Origin of the sequence: Bacteroides sp. NGMCC 1.200775, from assembly GCF_040798045.1 — a bacterium.
Classification (GTDB): Bacteria; Bacteroidota; Bacteroidia; order Bacteroidales; family Bacteroidaceae; genus Bacteroides; species Bacteroides hominis.
Map to the genome: position 1 here is coordinate 263,481 of NZ_JASCQK010000004.1, position 15,644 is coordinate 279,124.

General features: G+C 42.4%; 15 protein-coding genes. 10 read left to right on the plus strand and 5 right to left on the minus strand.

Annotated elements, in window-relative coordinates:
• From QK890_RS12835 to QK890_RS12845, 3 genes are all read left to right on the plus strand, one after another.
• Entirely contained in the window at positions 1-606 is a 606-nt protein-coding gene (locus tag QK890_RS12835; RefSeq protein WP_367627374.1) for a nitroreductase family protein, read from the plus strand.
• 153 nt (positions 607-759) lie between these two features.
• A complete protein-coding gene (locus QK890_RS12840) occupies positions 760-885 on the plus strand; it encodes a symporter small accessory protein (RefSeq protein ID WP_005780350.1) in 126 nt (41 codons plus the stop codon).
• Positions 882-2,435 carry a sodium:solute symporter gene (locus QK890_RS12845; RefSeq protein WP_005780348.1) on the plus strand — a complete coding sequence of 518 codons (1,554 nt, stop codon included), beginning with the start codon at positions 882-884 and terminating at the stop codon, positions 2,433-2,435. Before QK890_RS12840 ends, QK890_RS12845 begins: the two co-directional genes overlap by 4 nt.
• Positions 2,436-2,488: 53 nt before the next feature.
• Here the strand turns inward: QK890_RS12845 and QK890_RS12850 are convergent, their stop codons facing one another.
• Positions 2,489-3,880, minus strand: coding sequence for a transporter substrate-binding domain-containing protein (locus QK890_RS12850; protein ID WP_367627375.1), 1,392 nt, complete (start codon positions 3,878-3,880; stop codon positions 2,489-2,491).
• A gap of 2 nt (positions 3,881-3,882) precedes the next feature.
• Complete coding sequence (udk, locus tag QK890_RS12855) at positions 3,883-4,491, minus strand: uridine kinase (RefSeq protein WP_005807461.1); 609 nt, start codon at positions 4,489-4,491, stop codon at positions 3,883-3,885.
• 101 nt (positions 4,492-4,592) lie between these two features.
• Here udk and QK890_RS12860 point away from each other — a divergent pair, with 101 nt between their 5' ends.
• Together QK890_RS12860 and QK890_RS12865 are read left to right on the plus strand one after the other, a co-directional pair.
• Positions 4,593-4,892: a Dabb family protein gene (locus QK890_RS12860; protein ID WP_005780342.1), complete on the plus strand. Its 300-nt coding sequence runs from the start codon at positions 4,593-4,595 to the stop codon at positions 4,890-4,892.
• Between the two features lie 98 nt (positions 4,893-4,990).
• Positions 4,991-7,000: a cytochrome c biogenesis protein CcdA gene (locus QK890_RS12865; RefSeq protein ID WP_005807459.1), complete on the plus strand. Its 2,010-nt coding sequence runs from the start codon at positions 4,991-4,993 to the stop codon at positions 6,998-7,000.
• Positions 7,001-7,077: 77 nt separating this feature from the next.
• Here QK890_RS12865 and QK890_RS12870 read toward each other — a convergent pair whose 3' ends face one another.
• Entirely contained in the window at positions 7,078-7,785 is a 708-nt protein-coding gene (locus QK890_RS12870; RefSeq protein ID WP_005780336.1) for a pirin family protein, read from the minus strand.
• A 121-nt stretch (positions 7,786-7,906) separates the two neighbouring features.
• Between QK890_RS12870 and QK890_RS12875 the strand changes: the two genes are divergently transcribed.
• The 5 genes from QK890_RS12875 (at position 7,907) to hisB (ending at position 12,983) form a co-directional block, all read left to right on the plus strand.
• The gene (locus QK890_RS12875) at positions 7,907-8,398 is read left to right on the plus strand and encodes a PaaI family thioesterase (RefSeq protein WP_005780335.1); all 492 of its coding nucleotides are present in this window, start codon (positions 7,907-7,909) and stop codon (positions 8,396-8,398) included.
• A gap of 246 nt (positions 8,399-8,644) precedes the next feature.
• Positions 8,645-9,496: an ATP phosphoribosyltransferase gene (hisG, locus tag QK890_RS12880; protein ID WP_005807457.1), complete on the plus strand. Its 852-nt coding sequence runs from the start codon at positions 8,645-8,647 to the stop codon at positions 9,494-9,496.
• Between the two features lie 36 nt (positions 9,497-9,532).
• Positions 9,533-10,819: a histidinol dehydrogenase gene (gene hisD, locus QK890_RS12885; RefSeq protein WP_367627376.1), complete on the plus strand. Its 1,287-nt coding sequence runs from the start codon at positions 9,533-9,535 to the stop codon at positions 10,817-10,819.
• Positions 10,816-11,853 carry a histidinol-phosphate transaminase gene (hisC, locus tag QK890_RS12890; protein ID WP_005780328.1) on the plus strand — a complete coding sequence of 346 codons (1,038 nt, stop codon included), beginning with the start codon at positions 10,816-10,818 and terminating at the stop codon, positions 11,851-11,853. Before hisD ends, hisC begins: the two co-directional genes overlap by 4 nt.
• A gap of 5 nt (positions 11,854-11,858) precedes the next feature.
• Complete coding sequence (gene hisB / locus QK890_RS12895; RefSeq protein ID WP_044301965.1) at positions 11,859-12,983, plus strand: bifunctional histidinol-phosphatase/imidazoleglycerol-phosphate dehydratase HisB; 1,125 nt, start codon at positions 11,859-11,861, stop codon at positions 12,981-12,983.
• Positions 12,984-13,119: 136 nt separating this feature from the next.
• Here the strand turns inward: hisB and QK890_RS12900 are convergent, their stop codons facing one another.
• Positions 13,120-14,124 (minus strand): metallophosphoesterase family protein, encoded by a 1,005-nt coding sequence (locus QK890_RS12900; protein ID WP_044301964.1) that lies wholly within the window; start codon positions 14,122-14,124, stop codon positions 13,120-13,122.
• A 24-nt stretch (positions 14,125-14,148) separates the two neighbouring features.
• A complete protein-coding gene (locus tag QK890_RS12905) occupies positions 14,149-15,621 on the minus strand; it encodes a SusD/RagB family nutrient-binding outer membrane lipoprotein (protein WP_250711651.1) in 1,473 nt (490 codons plus the stop codon).
• Positions 15,622-15,644: the final 23 nt, after the last annotated feature.

A 15,644-nucleotide genomic window follows, 5' to 3' on the forward strand; every position in this document is an offset into this window, starting at 1 on the left:
ATGGGAACAAAGAAAGTGATTTATGCATGGGCGATTGGATTGCTTTGGATGATTTCATTCACTGCTTGTTCATCTTCTTCCCCAAAAGAAGTCCCGTCAGCATCCAATGCTGCTTTGAATAATATTTTTGCGCGTAAGAGTGTACGTACTTATCTGGATAAGGAAGTAGAGAAAGAGAAAATAGACTTGATGTTACGTGCCGGTATGGCTGCTCCGTCAGGAAAAGACCTTCGTCCCTGGGAGTTTGTGCTGGTCACTGATCGGGTTGCTCTCGATTCTATGGCTTCTGCATTGCCTTATGCAAAGATGTTGACTCAGGCTCGTTATGCCATTGTTGTATGTGGTGATGTAGCCCGTTCTTCTTATTGGTATCTGGATTGTTCGGCTGCTGCGCAGAATATTCTGTTAGCTGCTGAGGCTCAGGGATTGGGTGCAGTATGGACAGCTGCTTATCCTTATGAAGACCGCATCCGGGTTGTCCGCAAGTATATGGAGCTTCCGGGAAACATAGTGCCCTTATGTGTGATTCCTTTCGGGTATCCGGCTGCTCTGCAGGAACCTAAGCAGAAATACGATGAGAAGAAGGTTCATTACGAGAAATATTAAACCGTAAATTGATTTTTCTGAAAGCTGCCCTGATAAAAAGAGGCGGCTTTTTTATTTTTGTTCCTTTTCTTTTTTATAAATTCTGCATTTTGTTTCTCCATTTCAATAAATTCCTTACATTTGCACCAATATTAATCGAAATCTAATACAAGAATGTTTGGAATAAGCGACTCTCTTATCATTTTGCCATATCTGCTTTCGGTAGTATGTGTGCTTTTTGCTGCCTGGTTTGGTCTTAAATATTGGAATAAAGACGACGAAAAAGATAAAACACGATGAATACATTTACACTTGGACTGATTGTGATAGCTTATCTGCTATCATTGGCTTATCTTGGTTTTTTAGGTTATAAAAAGACAACTTCCGCCAGTGATTATCTGGTAGGGGGGCGACAGATGAATCCATTTGTCATGGCACTTTCTTATGGTGCTACTTTCATATCTGCTTCTGCCATTGTCGGTTTTGGTGGAGTGGCTGCTGCCTTCGGTATGGGTATTCAGTGGCTTTGTTTTCTGAATATGTTTATCGGGGTGGTGATTGCGTTTATCTTTTTCGGCCTCCGGACACGCAGGATGGGAGCCAGACTGAATGTCAGTACATTTCCACAATTGTTGGGCAGGCATTATCGTTCACGGGGGATACAGGTGTTTGTGGCCGCAGTTATTTTTCTTGGAATGCCTTTGTATGCGGCAGTGGTAATGAAGGGAGGAGCAGTTTTTATCGAACAGATTTTTCAGATTGATTTTAATGTCTCGCTTTTGATATTCACCCTGGTAATAGCGGCCTATGTGATAGCTGGAGGAATGAAGGGTGTGATGTATACGGATGCTTTGCAGGCGGTTATTATGTTTGGCTGTATGCTGTTCTTGCTTTTTTCATTGTATCGGGTACTGGATATGGGCTTTACGGAAGCTAATCAGGCGCTGACAGATATTGCTCCTTTGGTTCCGGAGAAATTCAAGGCGTTAGGACATCAGGGATGGACTGCCATGCCTGTTACCGGTTCACCTCAATGGTATACATTGGTCACTTCTTTGATTCTGGGAGTTGGGATCGGTTGTCTTGCTCAACCTCAACTGGTGGTTCGTTTTATGACTGTAGAGAGTAGTAAACAACTGAACCGGGGAGTCTTTATCGGATGTTTTTTCCTGATTATCACCGTAGGTGCTATTTATCATGCAGGGGCACTAAGTAATCTTTTCTTTCTTAAAACCGAAGGTGTAGTGGCTACAGAAGCAGTCAAAGATATGGATAAAATTATTCCATACTTTATAAATAAAGCAATGCCGGACTGGTTTGCCGCACTTTTCATGCTTTGCATTCTTTCTGCCAGTATGTCTACACTGAGTTCACAGTTCCATACGATGGGTGCCTCGGTCGGTTCTGATATTTATGGTACTTACAAGCCTCGTTCACGTGGCAAACTGACTAATGTAATTCGTCTGGGAGTGCTGTTCTCAATATTAGTGAGTTATATCATTTGTTATATGTTGCCCAATGATATTATTGCCCGTGGAACTTCTATTTTTATGGGTATCTGTGCAGCAGCTTTCCTTCCTGCATATTTTTGTGCCTTATATTGGAAACGCGCTACTCGGCAGGGAGTGATGGCAAGCCTTTGGATAGGAACTATAGGAAGTTTATTTGCTTTAGCCTTTCTTCATCAGAAAGAAGCGGCAGCTATGGGGGTATGCAGATGGCTTTTCGGTAAGGATGTGTTGATTGAAACCTATCCTTTTCCGATGATAGATCCTATATTGTTTGCATTACCATTGTCAGTGGCAGCTGTTATCATTATAAGTTTGCTGACAGGAAAAGGAAAAAAATAAAAATGCGTTGTCAAGAGTCTGCAATTTTTTTGATTGCAGACTTTAGAAGCATTTCAGCTTTTTATTTTTTTCTTGTACGATTCGTACCTCGAATTGATATCTCTCACAAAATTATATGTTTCTATTCCACGAAAATATCCGTTTTTACACACCGGATCGGTGAAGTACTCTTCATTGCTTTTCAGTAGGATGTAATTTTCTACATTATCGGTCCATACCGTTTTATTTTTGCCATATTTATCTGCCAGTGCAATAGCGTCAAAAATATGTCCCAATCCGGCATTATATGAAGCGAGGATAAATTTAATCCGCTCCTGTTTATCCGGAACTATACTCAGACTACGGTCTGTGGCTGCAATATATTTTACGGCAGCTTTGATACTTTCTTCCGGATTTTGTTCTTTTCCCGGTGGGACTCCCATTGCACGTGCAGTAGCAGGCATTAATTGCATCAATCCCTTTGCTCCCGCCCATGATACGGCAGTAGTATCGAAATTGGATTCTGTATAAGCTAAAGATGCCAGCAGGCGCCAGTCCCAGCCAATCTCTTTGGCGTATTTTTTGAATAAGTTATCGTAGTGAGAGATTTTGCCTTCTTTTAAGGACAAGATGGGAGAGTGGGGCACTGCTTTGCTGATTTCGAAATATCTTTTCATACTGGCTGTATACGCAGGTGAGGTCATATTTTCTTTATGCCATTTGTTTGCTGCTTCTGCCAGTTGCGGGCAATCTTTACGCACTGCCCATGCAGCCCGTTGGTCAAAACTGATAGAAAGGCCGGTATTCAGATTGGGATAATAAGTAGCATTCAGTTTGGCTACATCATTATCCGCAACTGTATAGGGGATTTTACCTTGTGCAACCTGAGTTATCAGATCTTCAGCGGTAATGCTGTCATTGGTTACTTTATGAATATGAATACCTCCGCCAAGCTCTTTATCCAGATTGACCAACCGCTCGTAATATTTGCCAGGTTTCACGTATATATCTTTGCCGATCAATTCGGTTACATCCTTCAGTGGTTTTATTTTTCCGGTGTTTCGCTGAACAATCACCTGGTGGGTGATCACTTCTTCACCGCAATAAATCAGACTGTCTTTTAATTCTTTGGTAATTGGAATATTATATGCAATAAGATCTCCTTCACCATTCAGCAATTTCCGGATTAATTCCGGTACATTCTTGGCAACCTCTATGCGTAATTTTACGCCTAAATTTTTAGCGAATTGTTCACTGAGCTCATACTGGAAACCCATGTCTTGCCCACGGTAAATGAAATAAGATGTTGAACTGTAAAGAGTGAGAACGACGAGTTCGCCACTATCTTTGATTTGCTCCAGATCGTGTGCAGAAGTATCTTCTGTAATGATTACCTGCTTATTACGGCAGGACAGTATACAGAAGAGCAGGAAAAAGAGAGAGTAAACTACGAGGTGCCGTTTCATGACTAACCGATGTGTTTTTTGATGTACATGGTCAATATATCGATAGCTACTTGATTGCTTCCCCCTTCAGGGACAATCAGGTCGGCATAACGCTTACAAGGTTCGATGAACTGCAAATGCATGGGTTTCAGGACGCGTGTGTATCGCTCCATTACAGCTTCTGCCGTACGGCCCCGTTCCACTACATCACGTTGGATGACGCGTATCAGCCGTTCATCCGGATCGGCATCGACGAATATTTTCAGGTCCATCATATTACGCAGTTTTTTGTCGCATAGGGCCAGGATACCTTCGATAATGACAACTTCACGTGGCTTAATATGTATTGTTTCGGGCTGACGGGTACAGGTCAGATAGGAATAGGTGGGCTGCTCAATGCACTTGCCTTCTTTCAGCATGGAAACATGTTTAGACAAAAGGCTCCACTCAAAAGCGTCCGGATGATCAAAATTGATGTTTTGCCGTTCCTCCACCGGCACATGACTGCTGTCTTTATAGTATGAATCCTGTGGCAGTAATACTACTTCGCCAGCCGGCAGACTCTCAATGATTTTCCGTACGACGGTGGTCTTTCCTGAGCCTGTTCCGCCTGCTATTCCTATTATTAACATCCTTTTATAGTGTATATTTGAAACAAATAGAGTAATTTTGCAACTGTAAAAAACAACTTTGGCTGACAAATATAAAAACAAATAATTAAAATAACAACGTAATGGTAAAACACATTGTATTATTTAAGTTAAGAGACGATGTTTCTGTAGAAAAGAAACTCGTTGTGATGAATAGTTTTAAAGAGGCTATCGAAGCATTGCCTGCTAAAATCTCTGTGATCCGTAAGATTGAGGTCGGGCTGAATATGAACCCGGGGGAAACCTGGAATATTGCGTTGTATAGTGAATTTGATAATCTGGATGATGTAAAGTTCTACGCTACCCATCCCGAACATGTGGCTGCCGGTAAAATTCTGGCGGAAACGAAAGAGAGCCGGGCGTGTGTAGATTATGAATTTTAGTTATAAAAAATGATAGCTATTTAAGATTTGCCGAAAACTCAAACCCGGAAATTTGGATAGCTGTTATATTTTTAGAAACATCATAAACAATTTAAAGAATGAAGAAATTATCCTCTTTTCTGCTTTTACTGCTGGTTGTGTTTACGGCACAGGCGCAGATACAAGAGCCTGTAAAGTTTAAAACAGAGCTGAAAACCCTGTCGGGAGCTGAAGCGGAAATCGTTTTTACTGGTACGATTGATGCCGGTTGGCACGTATATTCTACCGATCTGGGTGATGGCGGCCCTATCTCTGCAACTTTTAATGTAGAGAAGATATCAGGTGCCGAAGTGGTTGGTAAATTGGCCCCGAGGGGAAAAGAAGTTTCGAGCTTTGACAAACTGTTCGAAATGAAAGTGCGTTATTTTGAAAAGACGGCCCAGTTCGTACAAAAGATAAAGTTTACCGGCAGTGATTATTCGATTGAAGGTTATCTGGAGTACGGAGCTTGTAACGATGAGAATTGCCTGCCTCCTACACAAGTCCCTTTCAAACTTTCGGGTAAGGCGGTTGCGACTTCTGCAGCTTCGGTAAAAGAGACTCCTGCAGCACCGGTTGAAGAGCCTGTCGCATCAGTTTCTGATAGTATTATAGAACCGGTAGCTACTGCTGTAACTTCTGCTGTAGGCAGCATTGATTTATGGAAGCCGGTTATTAATGATTTGAAGAAGTTCGGAGAAGCAAATTCTCAGGAAGATATGTCTTGGATCTATATCTTTATTACAGGATTCCTGGGAGGTTTGCTGGCCTTGTTTACTCCTTGTGTATGGCCTATTATACCGATGACGGTAAGCTTCTTTTTAAAAAGGAGCAAAGATAAAAAGAAAGGTATCCGTGATGCATGGACTTATGGTGCATCTATCGTTGTGATCTATGTGGCATTGGGACTTGCCATTACTTTGATATTCGGTGCCAGTGCGTTGAATGCTCTTTCTACCAATGCGGTCTTCAATATTCTGTTCTGTCTGATGTTGATCGTATTTGCCGCCTCTTTCTTTGGAGCTTTCGAACTGACACTTCCTGCAAAATGGAGTACGGCTGTAGATAGTAAAGCAGAAGCTACCAGCGGATTACTGAGTATTTTCTTGATGGCATTTACATTATCGCTTGTATCTTTCTCTTGTACAGGCCCTATTATCGGATTCCTGTTAGTACAGGTTTCTACTACCGGCAGCGTAGTTGCTCCTGCGATTGGTATGCTCGGTTTTGCCATTGCGCTGGCTCTGCCGTTCACTTTATTCGCCTTATTCCCGTCTTGGCTGAAATCAATGCCTAAGTCAGGAGGCTGGATGAATGTGATTAAAGTAACATTGGGCTTTTTGGAATTGGCTTTTGCTCTAAAATTCCTGTCTGTTGCCGATTTGGCATATGGATGGAGAATTCTGGATCGTGAAACTTTCCTTGCTTTGTGGATTGTGATTTTTGCTTTGCTTGGTTTTTATCTGTTAGGCAAGATCAAGTTTCCACACGATGACGATGATACGAAAGTGAGCGTTCCTCGTTTTTTCATGGCACTGATCTCTTTGGCTTTTGCCATTTATATGATTCCGGGCCTGTGGGGAGCACCTTTGAAGGCTGTCAGTGCGTTTGCACCACCTATGAAGACTCAGGACTTTAATCTTTATACCAATGAGGTACATGCTAAGTTCGACGATTATGACTTGGGTATGGAATATGCCCGCCAGCATAACAAACCGGTGATGCTCGATTTTACAGGATATGGTTGTGTGAACTGTCGTAAGATGGAGCTTGCCGTATGGACTGATCCGAAGGTAAGTAGCATTATCAATAATGATTATGTATTGATTACCCTTTATGTTGATAACAAGACTCCACTTACCGAACCGGTGAAGATTACAGAGAATGGAACAGAACGTACTCTGCGTACGGTAGGTGATAAGTGGAGTTATCTGCAGCGTGTGAAATTTGGTGCCAATGCCCAGCCTTTTTATGTTCTGATTGATAATGAAGGTAAGCCGCTGAACAAGTCATATGCTTATGATGAAGATATATCCAAGTATATAGACTTCTTGCAGACCGGACTTGAGAACTACCGGAAAGAAAAATAAATAGTGTGTTCAATAAATGAAAAGAAAGGCTGCCTTCGCATAAAGCGGGGTAGCCTTTCTTATGTTTTATTATTGCTTTATCGCATTGGTACTTCCATTAACAATAAAGTTGCTTCTTGGATTACCTCCACTTTAAAGTTCTTCGTATCCCAGAGTCCGATACCGTCACGCTTTGATAACAGATTATCTGCAACCTTCACATCCCCTTCGATGATGAAGATATAAACTCCGTTGCCTTCTTGGTGCAATTTGTATTCAAAGCTTTTTCCGGCATCAAATGTTCCCATGGAAAACCAGGCATCTTGTTTGATGGAAGCAGGTACCTTACCGTCAGGCGAGATAATCAAGACCGGTTCGTTTCTTTTCAGTAAGGGGCGGATATCGTAGTTGTTATATTCCGGTTCTGTATTCTCGATTCTCGGAAATATCCATATTTGTAGGAATTCTAACTGTTCTTTATCGCTGCCATTATATTCGCTGTGAAAGATACCTTTACCCGTACTCATTACTTGGATATCGCCGGGAGTGATGGTTTGGGTGTTTTTTACACTGTCACCATGTCTCAGATAACCTTTCAAGGGAATAGAAATCACTTCCATATTCTGGTGAGGATGTGTATCAAATCCCATTGATGGAGCTACACTGTCATCATTCAGCACCCTCAATGCGCCAAAATGCATTCTCGATGGGTTGTAATAGTTTGCAAAGCTAAATGTATGGTAGGTTTTAAGCCAGCCATGATTGAAATAACCTCTGGAGGAGGCTTTGTCTACTACTGTTTTCATATTTTTCCTTTCTTCAATAGAATATTCGTATAACAAATGAATGATAGATAAAGTTCTGGTAGCGAGAATTGTGCATTTTACAAAAAGATTTATATCTTTGAGCAATTTAAAATAGGAAAGTATGAAAAAGATTATTAATCCTTGGAAGGGAATGGAAGGATATAATTGCTTTGGTTGTGCTCCCAACAATGAAGCCGGTGTGAAAATGGAATTTTATGAAGAGGATGATGAAGTGATAAGTATCTGGCGTCCGCGTCCCGAATACCAAGGATGGATTGATACGTTGCATGGAGGCATTCAGGCGGTACTTCTCGATGAAATCTGTGCCTGGGTGGTTCTCCGGAAGTTACAGACGACAGGAGTGACATCGAAAATGGAAACTCGCTATCGTAAGTCGATCAATACTAATGATTCGCATGTAGTACTCAAGGCACATATTAAAGAGGTGAAACGCAATATTGTACTGATAGAGGCACGTCTTTATAACAAAAATGGAGAATTGTGTACGGAAGCGATCTGCACTTATTTCACTTTTCCGAAGGAAAAAGCTAAAGAAGAGATGCACTTTTTATCATGTGGAGTAGAAGATGAAGAGATACTCCCTTTGATTTGAAAGAAAAACGGAAGTTTTTCTGATAATTGTTTGGTGATTCGGAACTAATAGTTTATTTTTGTCGCATAAAGAATGAAGATATGAACATTACTATTACACATCGCCATCATCATTACTCGATCGAATAACTCGGTGGGCAGGATGATATTGTGTATATATATGATAGAATACGAGGCTTACCGATAAGGTGGGCCTTTTTTATTTTCCGGATATTGAATTTAAATTGTAAATTAAGATATTGTAATTATGTTAAGAATCGCAGTACAAGCCAAGGGGCGCCTTTTTGAAGAAACTATGGCCCTTCTTGAAGAATCAGACATCAAACTGAGCACAACTAAACGTACTTTACTCGTACAGTCGTCCAATTTTCCAATTGAGGTGCTTTTCCTCCGTGATGACGATATTCCACAATCTGTGGCTACGGGAGTTGCTGATCTTGGTATAGTGGGAGAAAATGAATTCGTAGAAAAACAAGAAGACGCAGAAATTATTAAGCGTCTTGGATTCAGCAAATGTCGTTTATCTCTGGCTATGCCCAAAGATATTGAATATCCCGGTCTAAGTTGGTTTAATGGAAAGAAAATTGCTACTTCATATCCGGGAATTCTGGATAATTTCATGAAAAGTAATGGAGTTAAAGCCGAGGTTCATGTCATTACCGGATCTGTAGAGGTTGCTCCAGGCATCGGACTGGCGGATGCCATTTTTGATATTGTCAGTTCCGGTTCTACGTTGGTCAGCAATCGTCTGAAAGAAGTGGAGGTCGTGATGAAGTCGGAAGCTCTGCTGATAGGCAATAAGAATATGAGTAAAGAGAAGAAAGAGGTATTGGACGAATTGCTTTTCCGTATGGATGCCGTGAAAACAGCTGAAGATAAAAAATATGTATTGATGAATGCACCTAAAGATAAGCTGGACGATATTATTGCCGTATTGCCGGGGATGAAGAGTCCCACCGTAATGCCATTGGCACAGGAAGGCTGGTGCTCTGTGCATACAGTACTTGATGAAAAACGATTTTGGGAGATTATAGGTAAACTGAAAGCACTGGGAGCGGAGGGAATTTTAGTATTGCCTATTGAAAAGATGATTATTTAAGCGAGTCTGTTTGTTGAACTTTTAATTAAAAAAATAATGAAACTGATTAAATACCCCGATAGATCGCAGTGGGATGAAATTCTGAAGCGGCCCGTACTCAACACAGAAAGCCTTTTTGATACTGTACGTGATATTATTAATCGTGTAAGAGTTGGTGGAGACCGGACGGTGATGGAGTATGAAGCTATGTTTGATAAAGCCGAACTCACTTCACTGGCCGTTACACTCGAAGAGATTGAAGAAGCTGAAAAAGAGGTTCCTATAGAATTGAAAGCTGCCATTTATCTGGCTAAACGCAATATTGAAGCTTTCCATGCTGCACAGCGTTTTGAGGGAAAAAAGGTAGATACTATGGAAGGGGTTACTTGTTGGCAGAAGGCAGTAGCCATTGAAAAGGTCGGCTTATATGTCCCCGGAGGAACGGCCCCTTTATTCTCTACCGTGCTTATGCTTGCAATTCCTGCCAAGATTGCCGGCTGCAAAGAGATCGTACTTTGCACACCACCTGACAAAAATGGGAAAGTGCATCCGGCAATCCTTTTTGCTGCCCATCTGGCCGGAGTCAGCAAAATATTTAAGGCGGGTGGAGTACAGGCTATTGCTTCCATGGCATACGGAACAGAGAGTATTCCTAAGGTTTATAAGATATTTGGTCCGGGAAACCAGTATGTTACAGCAGCCAAACAACTTGTCAGCTTGAGGGATGTAGCCATTGATATGCCGGCCGGACCTTCAGAAGTAGAAGTGCTGGCTGACGAATCTGCTAATCCAGTGTTTGTTGCCGCTGATCTTCTGTCTCAGGCGGAACATGGAGTGGATAGTCAGGCTGTGTTGATTACGACGTCTGAAAAATTGCAAACGGAAGTCGTATATGAAGTTGAGCGACAGTTGGGCTATCTGAACCGCCGCGACATTGCCGAGAAATCTTTGGCCAACAGTAAGTTGATATTAGTGAAGGATATGGATGAGGCGCTGGAATTGACTAATGCTTATGCGCCAGAACATCTGATTATTGAGACTAAGAATTACATGGAAGTATCCGGACGGATCATTAATGCCGGTTCTGTATTTCTGGGAGCCTTCTCTCCCGAAAGTGCAGGTGATTATGCTTCGGGAACTAATCATACCCTGCCAACGAATGGTTATGCCAAAGCTTATAGTGGGGTAAGTCTCGACAGTTTCATCCGTAAAATTACCTTTCAGGAGATACTTCCTGCTGGAATGGCTGCTATTGGTCCGGCTATCGAAGTAATGGCTGCAAATGAACATTTGGATGCACACAAAAATGCAGTAACCGTTAGATTAAAGGAGATAAGAAAATGAGAACATTGCAAGAATTAACCCGGTCGAATATCTGGAGGCTAAAACCTTATTCTTCGGCTCGTGACGAATATAACGGAGCGGCTGCATCCGTCTTTTTGGATGCTAACGAGAATCCCTATAACTTACCGCACAATCGTTATCCCGATCCGATGCAGCGGGATCTGAAATCGGAGTTATCCAAAATCAAAAAAGTACCTCCCGCCCATATATTTCTCGGGAATGGCAGTGATGAAGCTATCGACCTGGTATTCCGTGCTTTCTGTGAACCGGGTGAAGATAACGTAGTAGCCATTGATCCTACATACGGCATGTATCAGGTTTGTGCCGATGTCAATGATGTGGAATATCGCAAAGTGTTACTCCACGATGATTTCCAGTTTTCGGCTGAAGAGTTGTTGGCGGCGGCGGATGAACGGACAAAGATGATTTTTATTTGTTCTCCTAATAATCCCACGGGAAACGATCTGCTTCGTTCTGAGATAGTAAAGGTCATTGGCGGATTCGAAGGATTGGTTATTTTGGATGAAGCTTACAATGACTTCTCTGACCAACCGTCATTCCTATCCGAGTTGGATAAATATCCGAATCTGGTTGTCTTACAGACCTTTTCCAAGGCATTTGGGTGCGCAGCCATTCGTTTGGGAATGGCCTTTGCTTCCGAAGGGATTATCGCAATCCTGAACAAAATTAAATATCCGTATAATGTGAATCAGTTGACCCAGCAGCAAGCTATAGAGATGCTTCACAAATATTACGAGATAGAACGTTGGGTAAAAACGTTGAAAGAGGAGAGGGGATATCTGGAAGAAGCTTTTATTGAGCTGCCTTGCGTGTTACAGGTGTTTCCGTCGAATGCGAATTTTTTCCTGGCGCGTGTAACCGATGCGGTGAAAATTTATAACTACCTGGTGGGAGAGGGAATTATTGTACGTAACAGAAATTCCATTTCATTGTGTGGTAATTGCCTTCGTGTAACTGTAGGTACACGGGCTGAGAATGCCAGACTGATTGGAGCACTGAAAAAATATCAATAGGAAAAATGAAAAAAAAAGTACTGTTTATAGACCGTGATGGCACCCTTGTCATCGAACCTCCCATCGACTATCAACTCGATTCTTTGGAGAAGCTTGAGTTTTATCCTAAAGTCTTTCGTAATCTGGGCTTTATCCATAGTAAACTCGACTTTGAGTTTGTTATGGTGACCAACCAAGATGGACTGGGTACTGCTTCTTTTCCGGAGGAGACATTCTGGCCGGCCCACAATCTGATGCTGAAAACTTTAGAGGGAGAAGGTATTACGTTCGATGATATATTGATAGACCGTAGTATGCCGGCAGATCATGCACCTACGAGGAAGCCGCGTACCGGTATGCTGACTAAATACATTTCTAATCCGGAATATGATCTGGAAGGCAGTTTTGTCATAGGTGACCGTCCGACAGATGTCGAACTTGCCAAAAATTTAGGTTGCCGTGCTATCTATCTTCAGGAGAACACTGACTTATTGAAAGAAAAGGGGTTAGAATCCTACTGTGTCCTTGCTACTACAGACTGGGACCGGATAACTGAATTTCTTTTTGCAGGAGAACGAAAAGCAGAAGTGCATCGTACGACAAAGGAAACGGATATTTGGGTAGCTCTCAACTTGGATGGTAATGGTGCCTGTGAAATTTCTACCGGATTGGGCTTTTTCGACCACATGCTTGAGCAGATCGGTAAGCACTCCGGCATGGATCTGAGCATTCGGGTGAAGGGTGATCTGGAGGTAGACGAGCATCATACCATAGAGGATACGGCCATAGCTTTGGGCGATTGTATTTATCAGGCGCTGGGCAGTAAACGTGGAATTGAACGTTATGGCTATGCTTTACCCATGGATGATTGCCTTTGCCAGGTATGCCTTGATTTCGGAGGTCGTCCTTGGTTAGTATGGGATGCCGAATTCAAACGTGAAAAAATAGGAGAGATGCCCACTGAGATGTTTCTACACTTTTTTAAGTCGTTGAGCGATGCCGCCAAGATGAATTTGAATGTCAAAGCCGAGGGACAGAATGAACATCATAAGATAGAAGGCATTTTCAAAGCTTTGGCCCGTGCACTGAAAATGGCATTGAAACGGGATATTTATCATTTTGAATTGCCATCCAGTAAAGGGGTACTGTAAAGAATCAAGGATTACCTTTGCTTTTTGACATATAAATCCCCCTTTTATAATCAATGCACGTTTATTATAAAAGGGGGATAATAACTCTGTAACTTTCCTTATAGAACGTTTTGCGTAAGCTGAAAAAGAAGGATCTCTATTTCTTTTTCACGAACGAGTCCGGATAGGTGCAGACATTTAGCTTTTCCGTATTTTCTTTCTCACGAAGCCAAGTGTCGAATTCCCGTTTACCTTCTTTAAGAACGATCATACGGCTGCCGGGTGTTTTGTCACCATAAGTGTTTTTACCGCCCGAAGCGCGTCCGTATCCCAAAGCGATATTGTAAAGTGTAGCGATGTAGTCGTTCACATGGTCATGACCGGCAAAAATTCCCATCACATCACCGCATTCCAGCATCTGGGTAAACATTCCGCTATTTATGTTTGGGCTGCATTCTTTCTCGTTGCGGTCGCCGTATCGTTTGGTATCAAATGACTCCCATGCCTGAGTATATTCCGGCAATGGAATATGGAGGAAAGCTAATGCGGGCAGAGGTTGTCCTCCGTTCTGCTCGGTATATTTTTGGCTTTCACGGGTATACCAGTTGATTTGTGATTGTCCGATCCAATCGTATCCTTTCACTGTTTTGAGTTTTGAGTAGGCATTCGTGTCCAGACAGTAGAGCAGTGCAGCTACTTTTTTGTTATCTGCCGAACCATAGATTGGGATAATGTGATTACCTTCTCCCTTAATACCTTCAGCGATGTTTTTTATCATACAATAAGGTTGTTGCTGGATGATACGTATAATCTCGTCCCGTTTTACTGCATATTCATCATCGTGGTTACCCAAGACGGCAGTCCAGGGGAGCCGGCGAGTGGCGAGTTCGCCGGCTATGGCTTCCCATGCCTGGCTGACCTCGTCCATCGTGGTAATGTCTCCTGTGAAAACCACAAGATCCGGCTTTTCAGAGTCAAGTACTTCTTTTATCATGTCTGCTACAATCATGTTTTTTTCCTGGTCATGTCCCAGGTGCATATCGGTAAACTGTGCAATCTTGAATTCTCCGTTCTTATTGAAGTTTATTTTTTCTGGAGCCTGTTGTGCCTGTCCACATAAGCTTGCCAGTAGCAGTGCACTGCTTAGAATTATTTTTTTCATTGTTATAACTTTTTTGAATTTGGGTTAGTCTTTTTTTTGCCACCAGGTGGTTTGATTGATTTTATCATTTCCTGTACCAAACTGCCGTGTGATGGCCGCTTCTACGTTAGCTCCATTGTTGTCGTACTCACCTTGCGGATACATCCAACGTTTGGGGATCTCTGTTCCGGCAGGCCGGCGGAAGTCCGGGTAACCGGTGCGCAATTGTTCGTAGAAAGAATCCCAGTTGCCTTGATAGAAGGTTACAAGGTATTTTTGCATAATGATGCGCTCTATCTGTTCGTCTACGTTGGCAGCTTTGCCGAAGGCGACCAAAGGTTCCTGTAAGTATCGGTTGACCGCATCGGCATTGAGATAAGAGGCGTAGGCTTTGGCATGTGTTTCATAAAAGGAGAAAGAGGCACGGATACCATTCTCATAATATGTTTGCGCATTGCCATTGATCCATCCTCGTACGACAGCTTCGGCGAGAATCTGTTGCAGTTCTGCATACCCCATTAACATGGTTGGTTCTACAATAGGGTCTGTGCGGAAACGGTCATTGATAGGTGATATGGTTCCTTCACTTACTTTAATGATAGCATCACTGTAAGGAGCTGCCGGGTCACCTCCTTCGTAAGAGCTGAAATCGTCGATGGCCTTTCCTTCAGTCTTTCCTTTATTGGTTTGTGCGCTGAAGATAAAAAGCCGTGGATCCCGACGTTCACGCATTCGTTGGATAAAAGTATCATCCATGTAATAGCCGGACCATTGTGCGTTAAACTGAGGGTATCGATTCCCTTGTTGATCCAGATAAACCAGCTGCCCGTTGTCGGTCAGGCTTTCCATTAGTGGGCTGCCTGTTGCAATGGCCTTGAATTCGGAGGCAATATTAAGATTCCCCACAGTCGTATGGTTCGAAAGAGTCATCAGTACTTTCAACCGGAAAGAGTTGATCAGCTTTCTCCATTGATTGCCATTACCATTGTAAATAATATCACCATCAATTACAGAGGCGTCATTTGCCAGTATTTCATCTGCCTCTTTCAGCTCTTGAAGGATGCCTGTGAAAACATCTTCCTGAGTATCGTATTCAGGAGTATAGATCTCTTCTTTTTCTCCTTTTAAGGCTTGGCTGTAAGGAATGTCCCCAAAGCGTAAGGTCAGTTCGTAGAAGTAATAGGCACGGAAGAATTTGGTAAGCGCCGTATATACCGGAGCGTTCACACGTTCGGCTTCTTCACCCATTTTTTGTACATTTCTCAGGTTATCGTAGTAGCCAAAGCTTCCCCGTGTCCATTTGTAGTATTGGTCGGCACTTTCCCCGTCAGTTTGAATCACTTTTTTAGTGGCATACATTCCGTCGGTTCCTCTTTTGAATGCATTCATACTGATTTGTGTCAGCAAAAGTTTGGGATGGGTTTGAGTGGCGTTGTCCGGATCTATATTCATCTTTTCCAGGTTTCCGCAGGATACGCACATCCATATGGATGCCATAAATAATAATATCTTTTTCATTTTATAAATTCTTATTGGTTTCA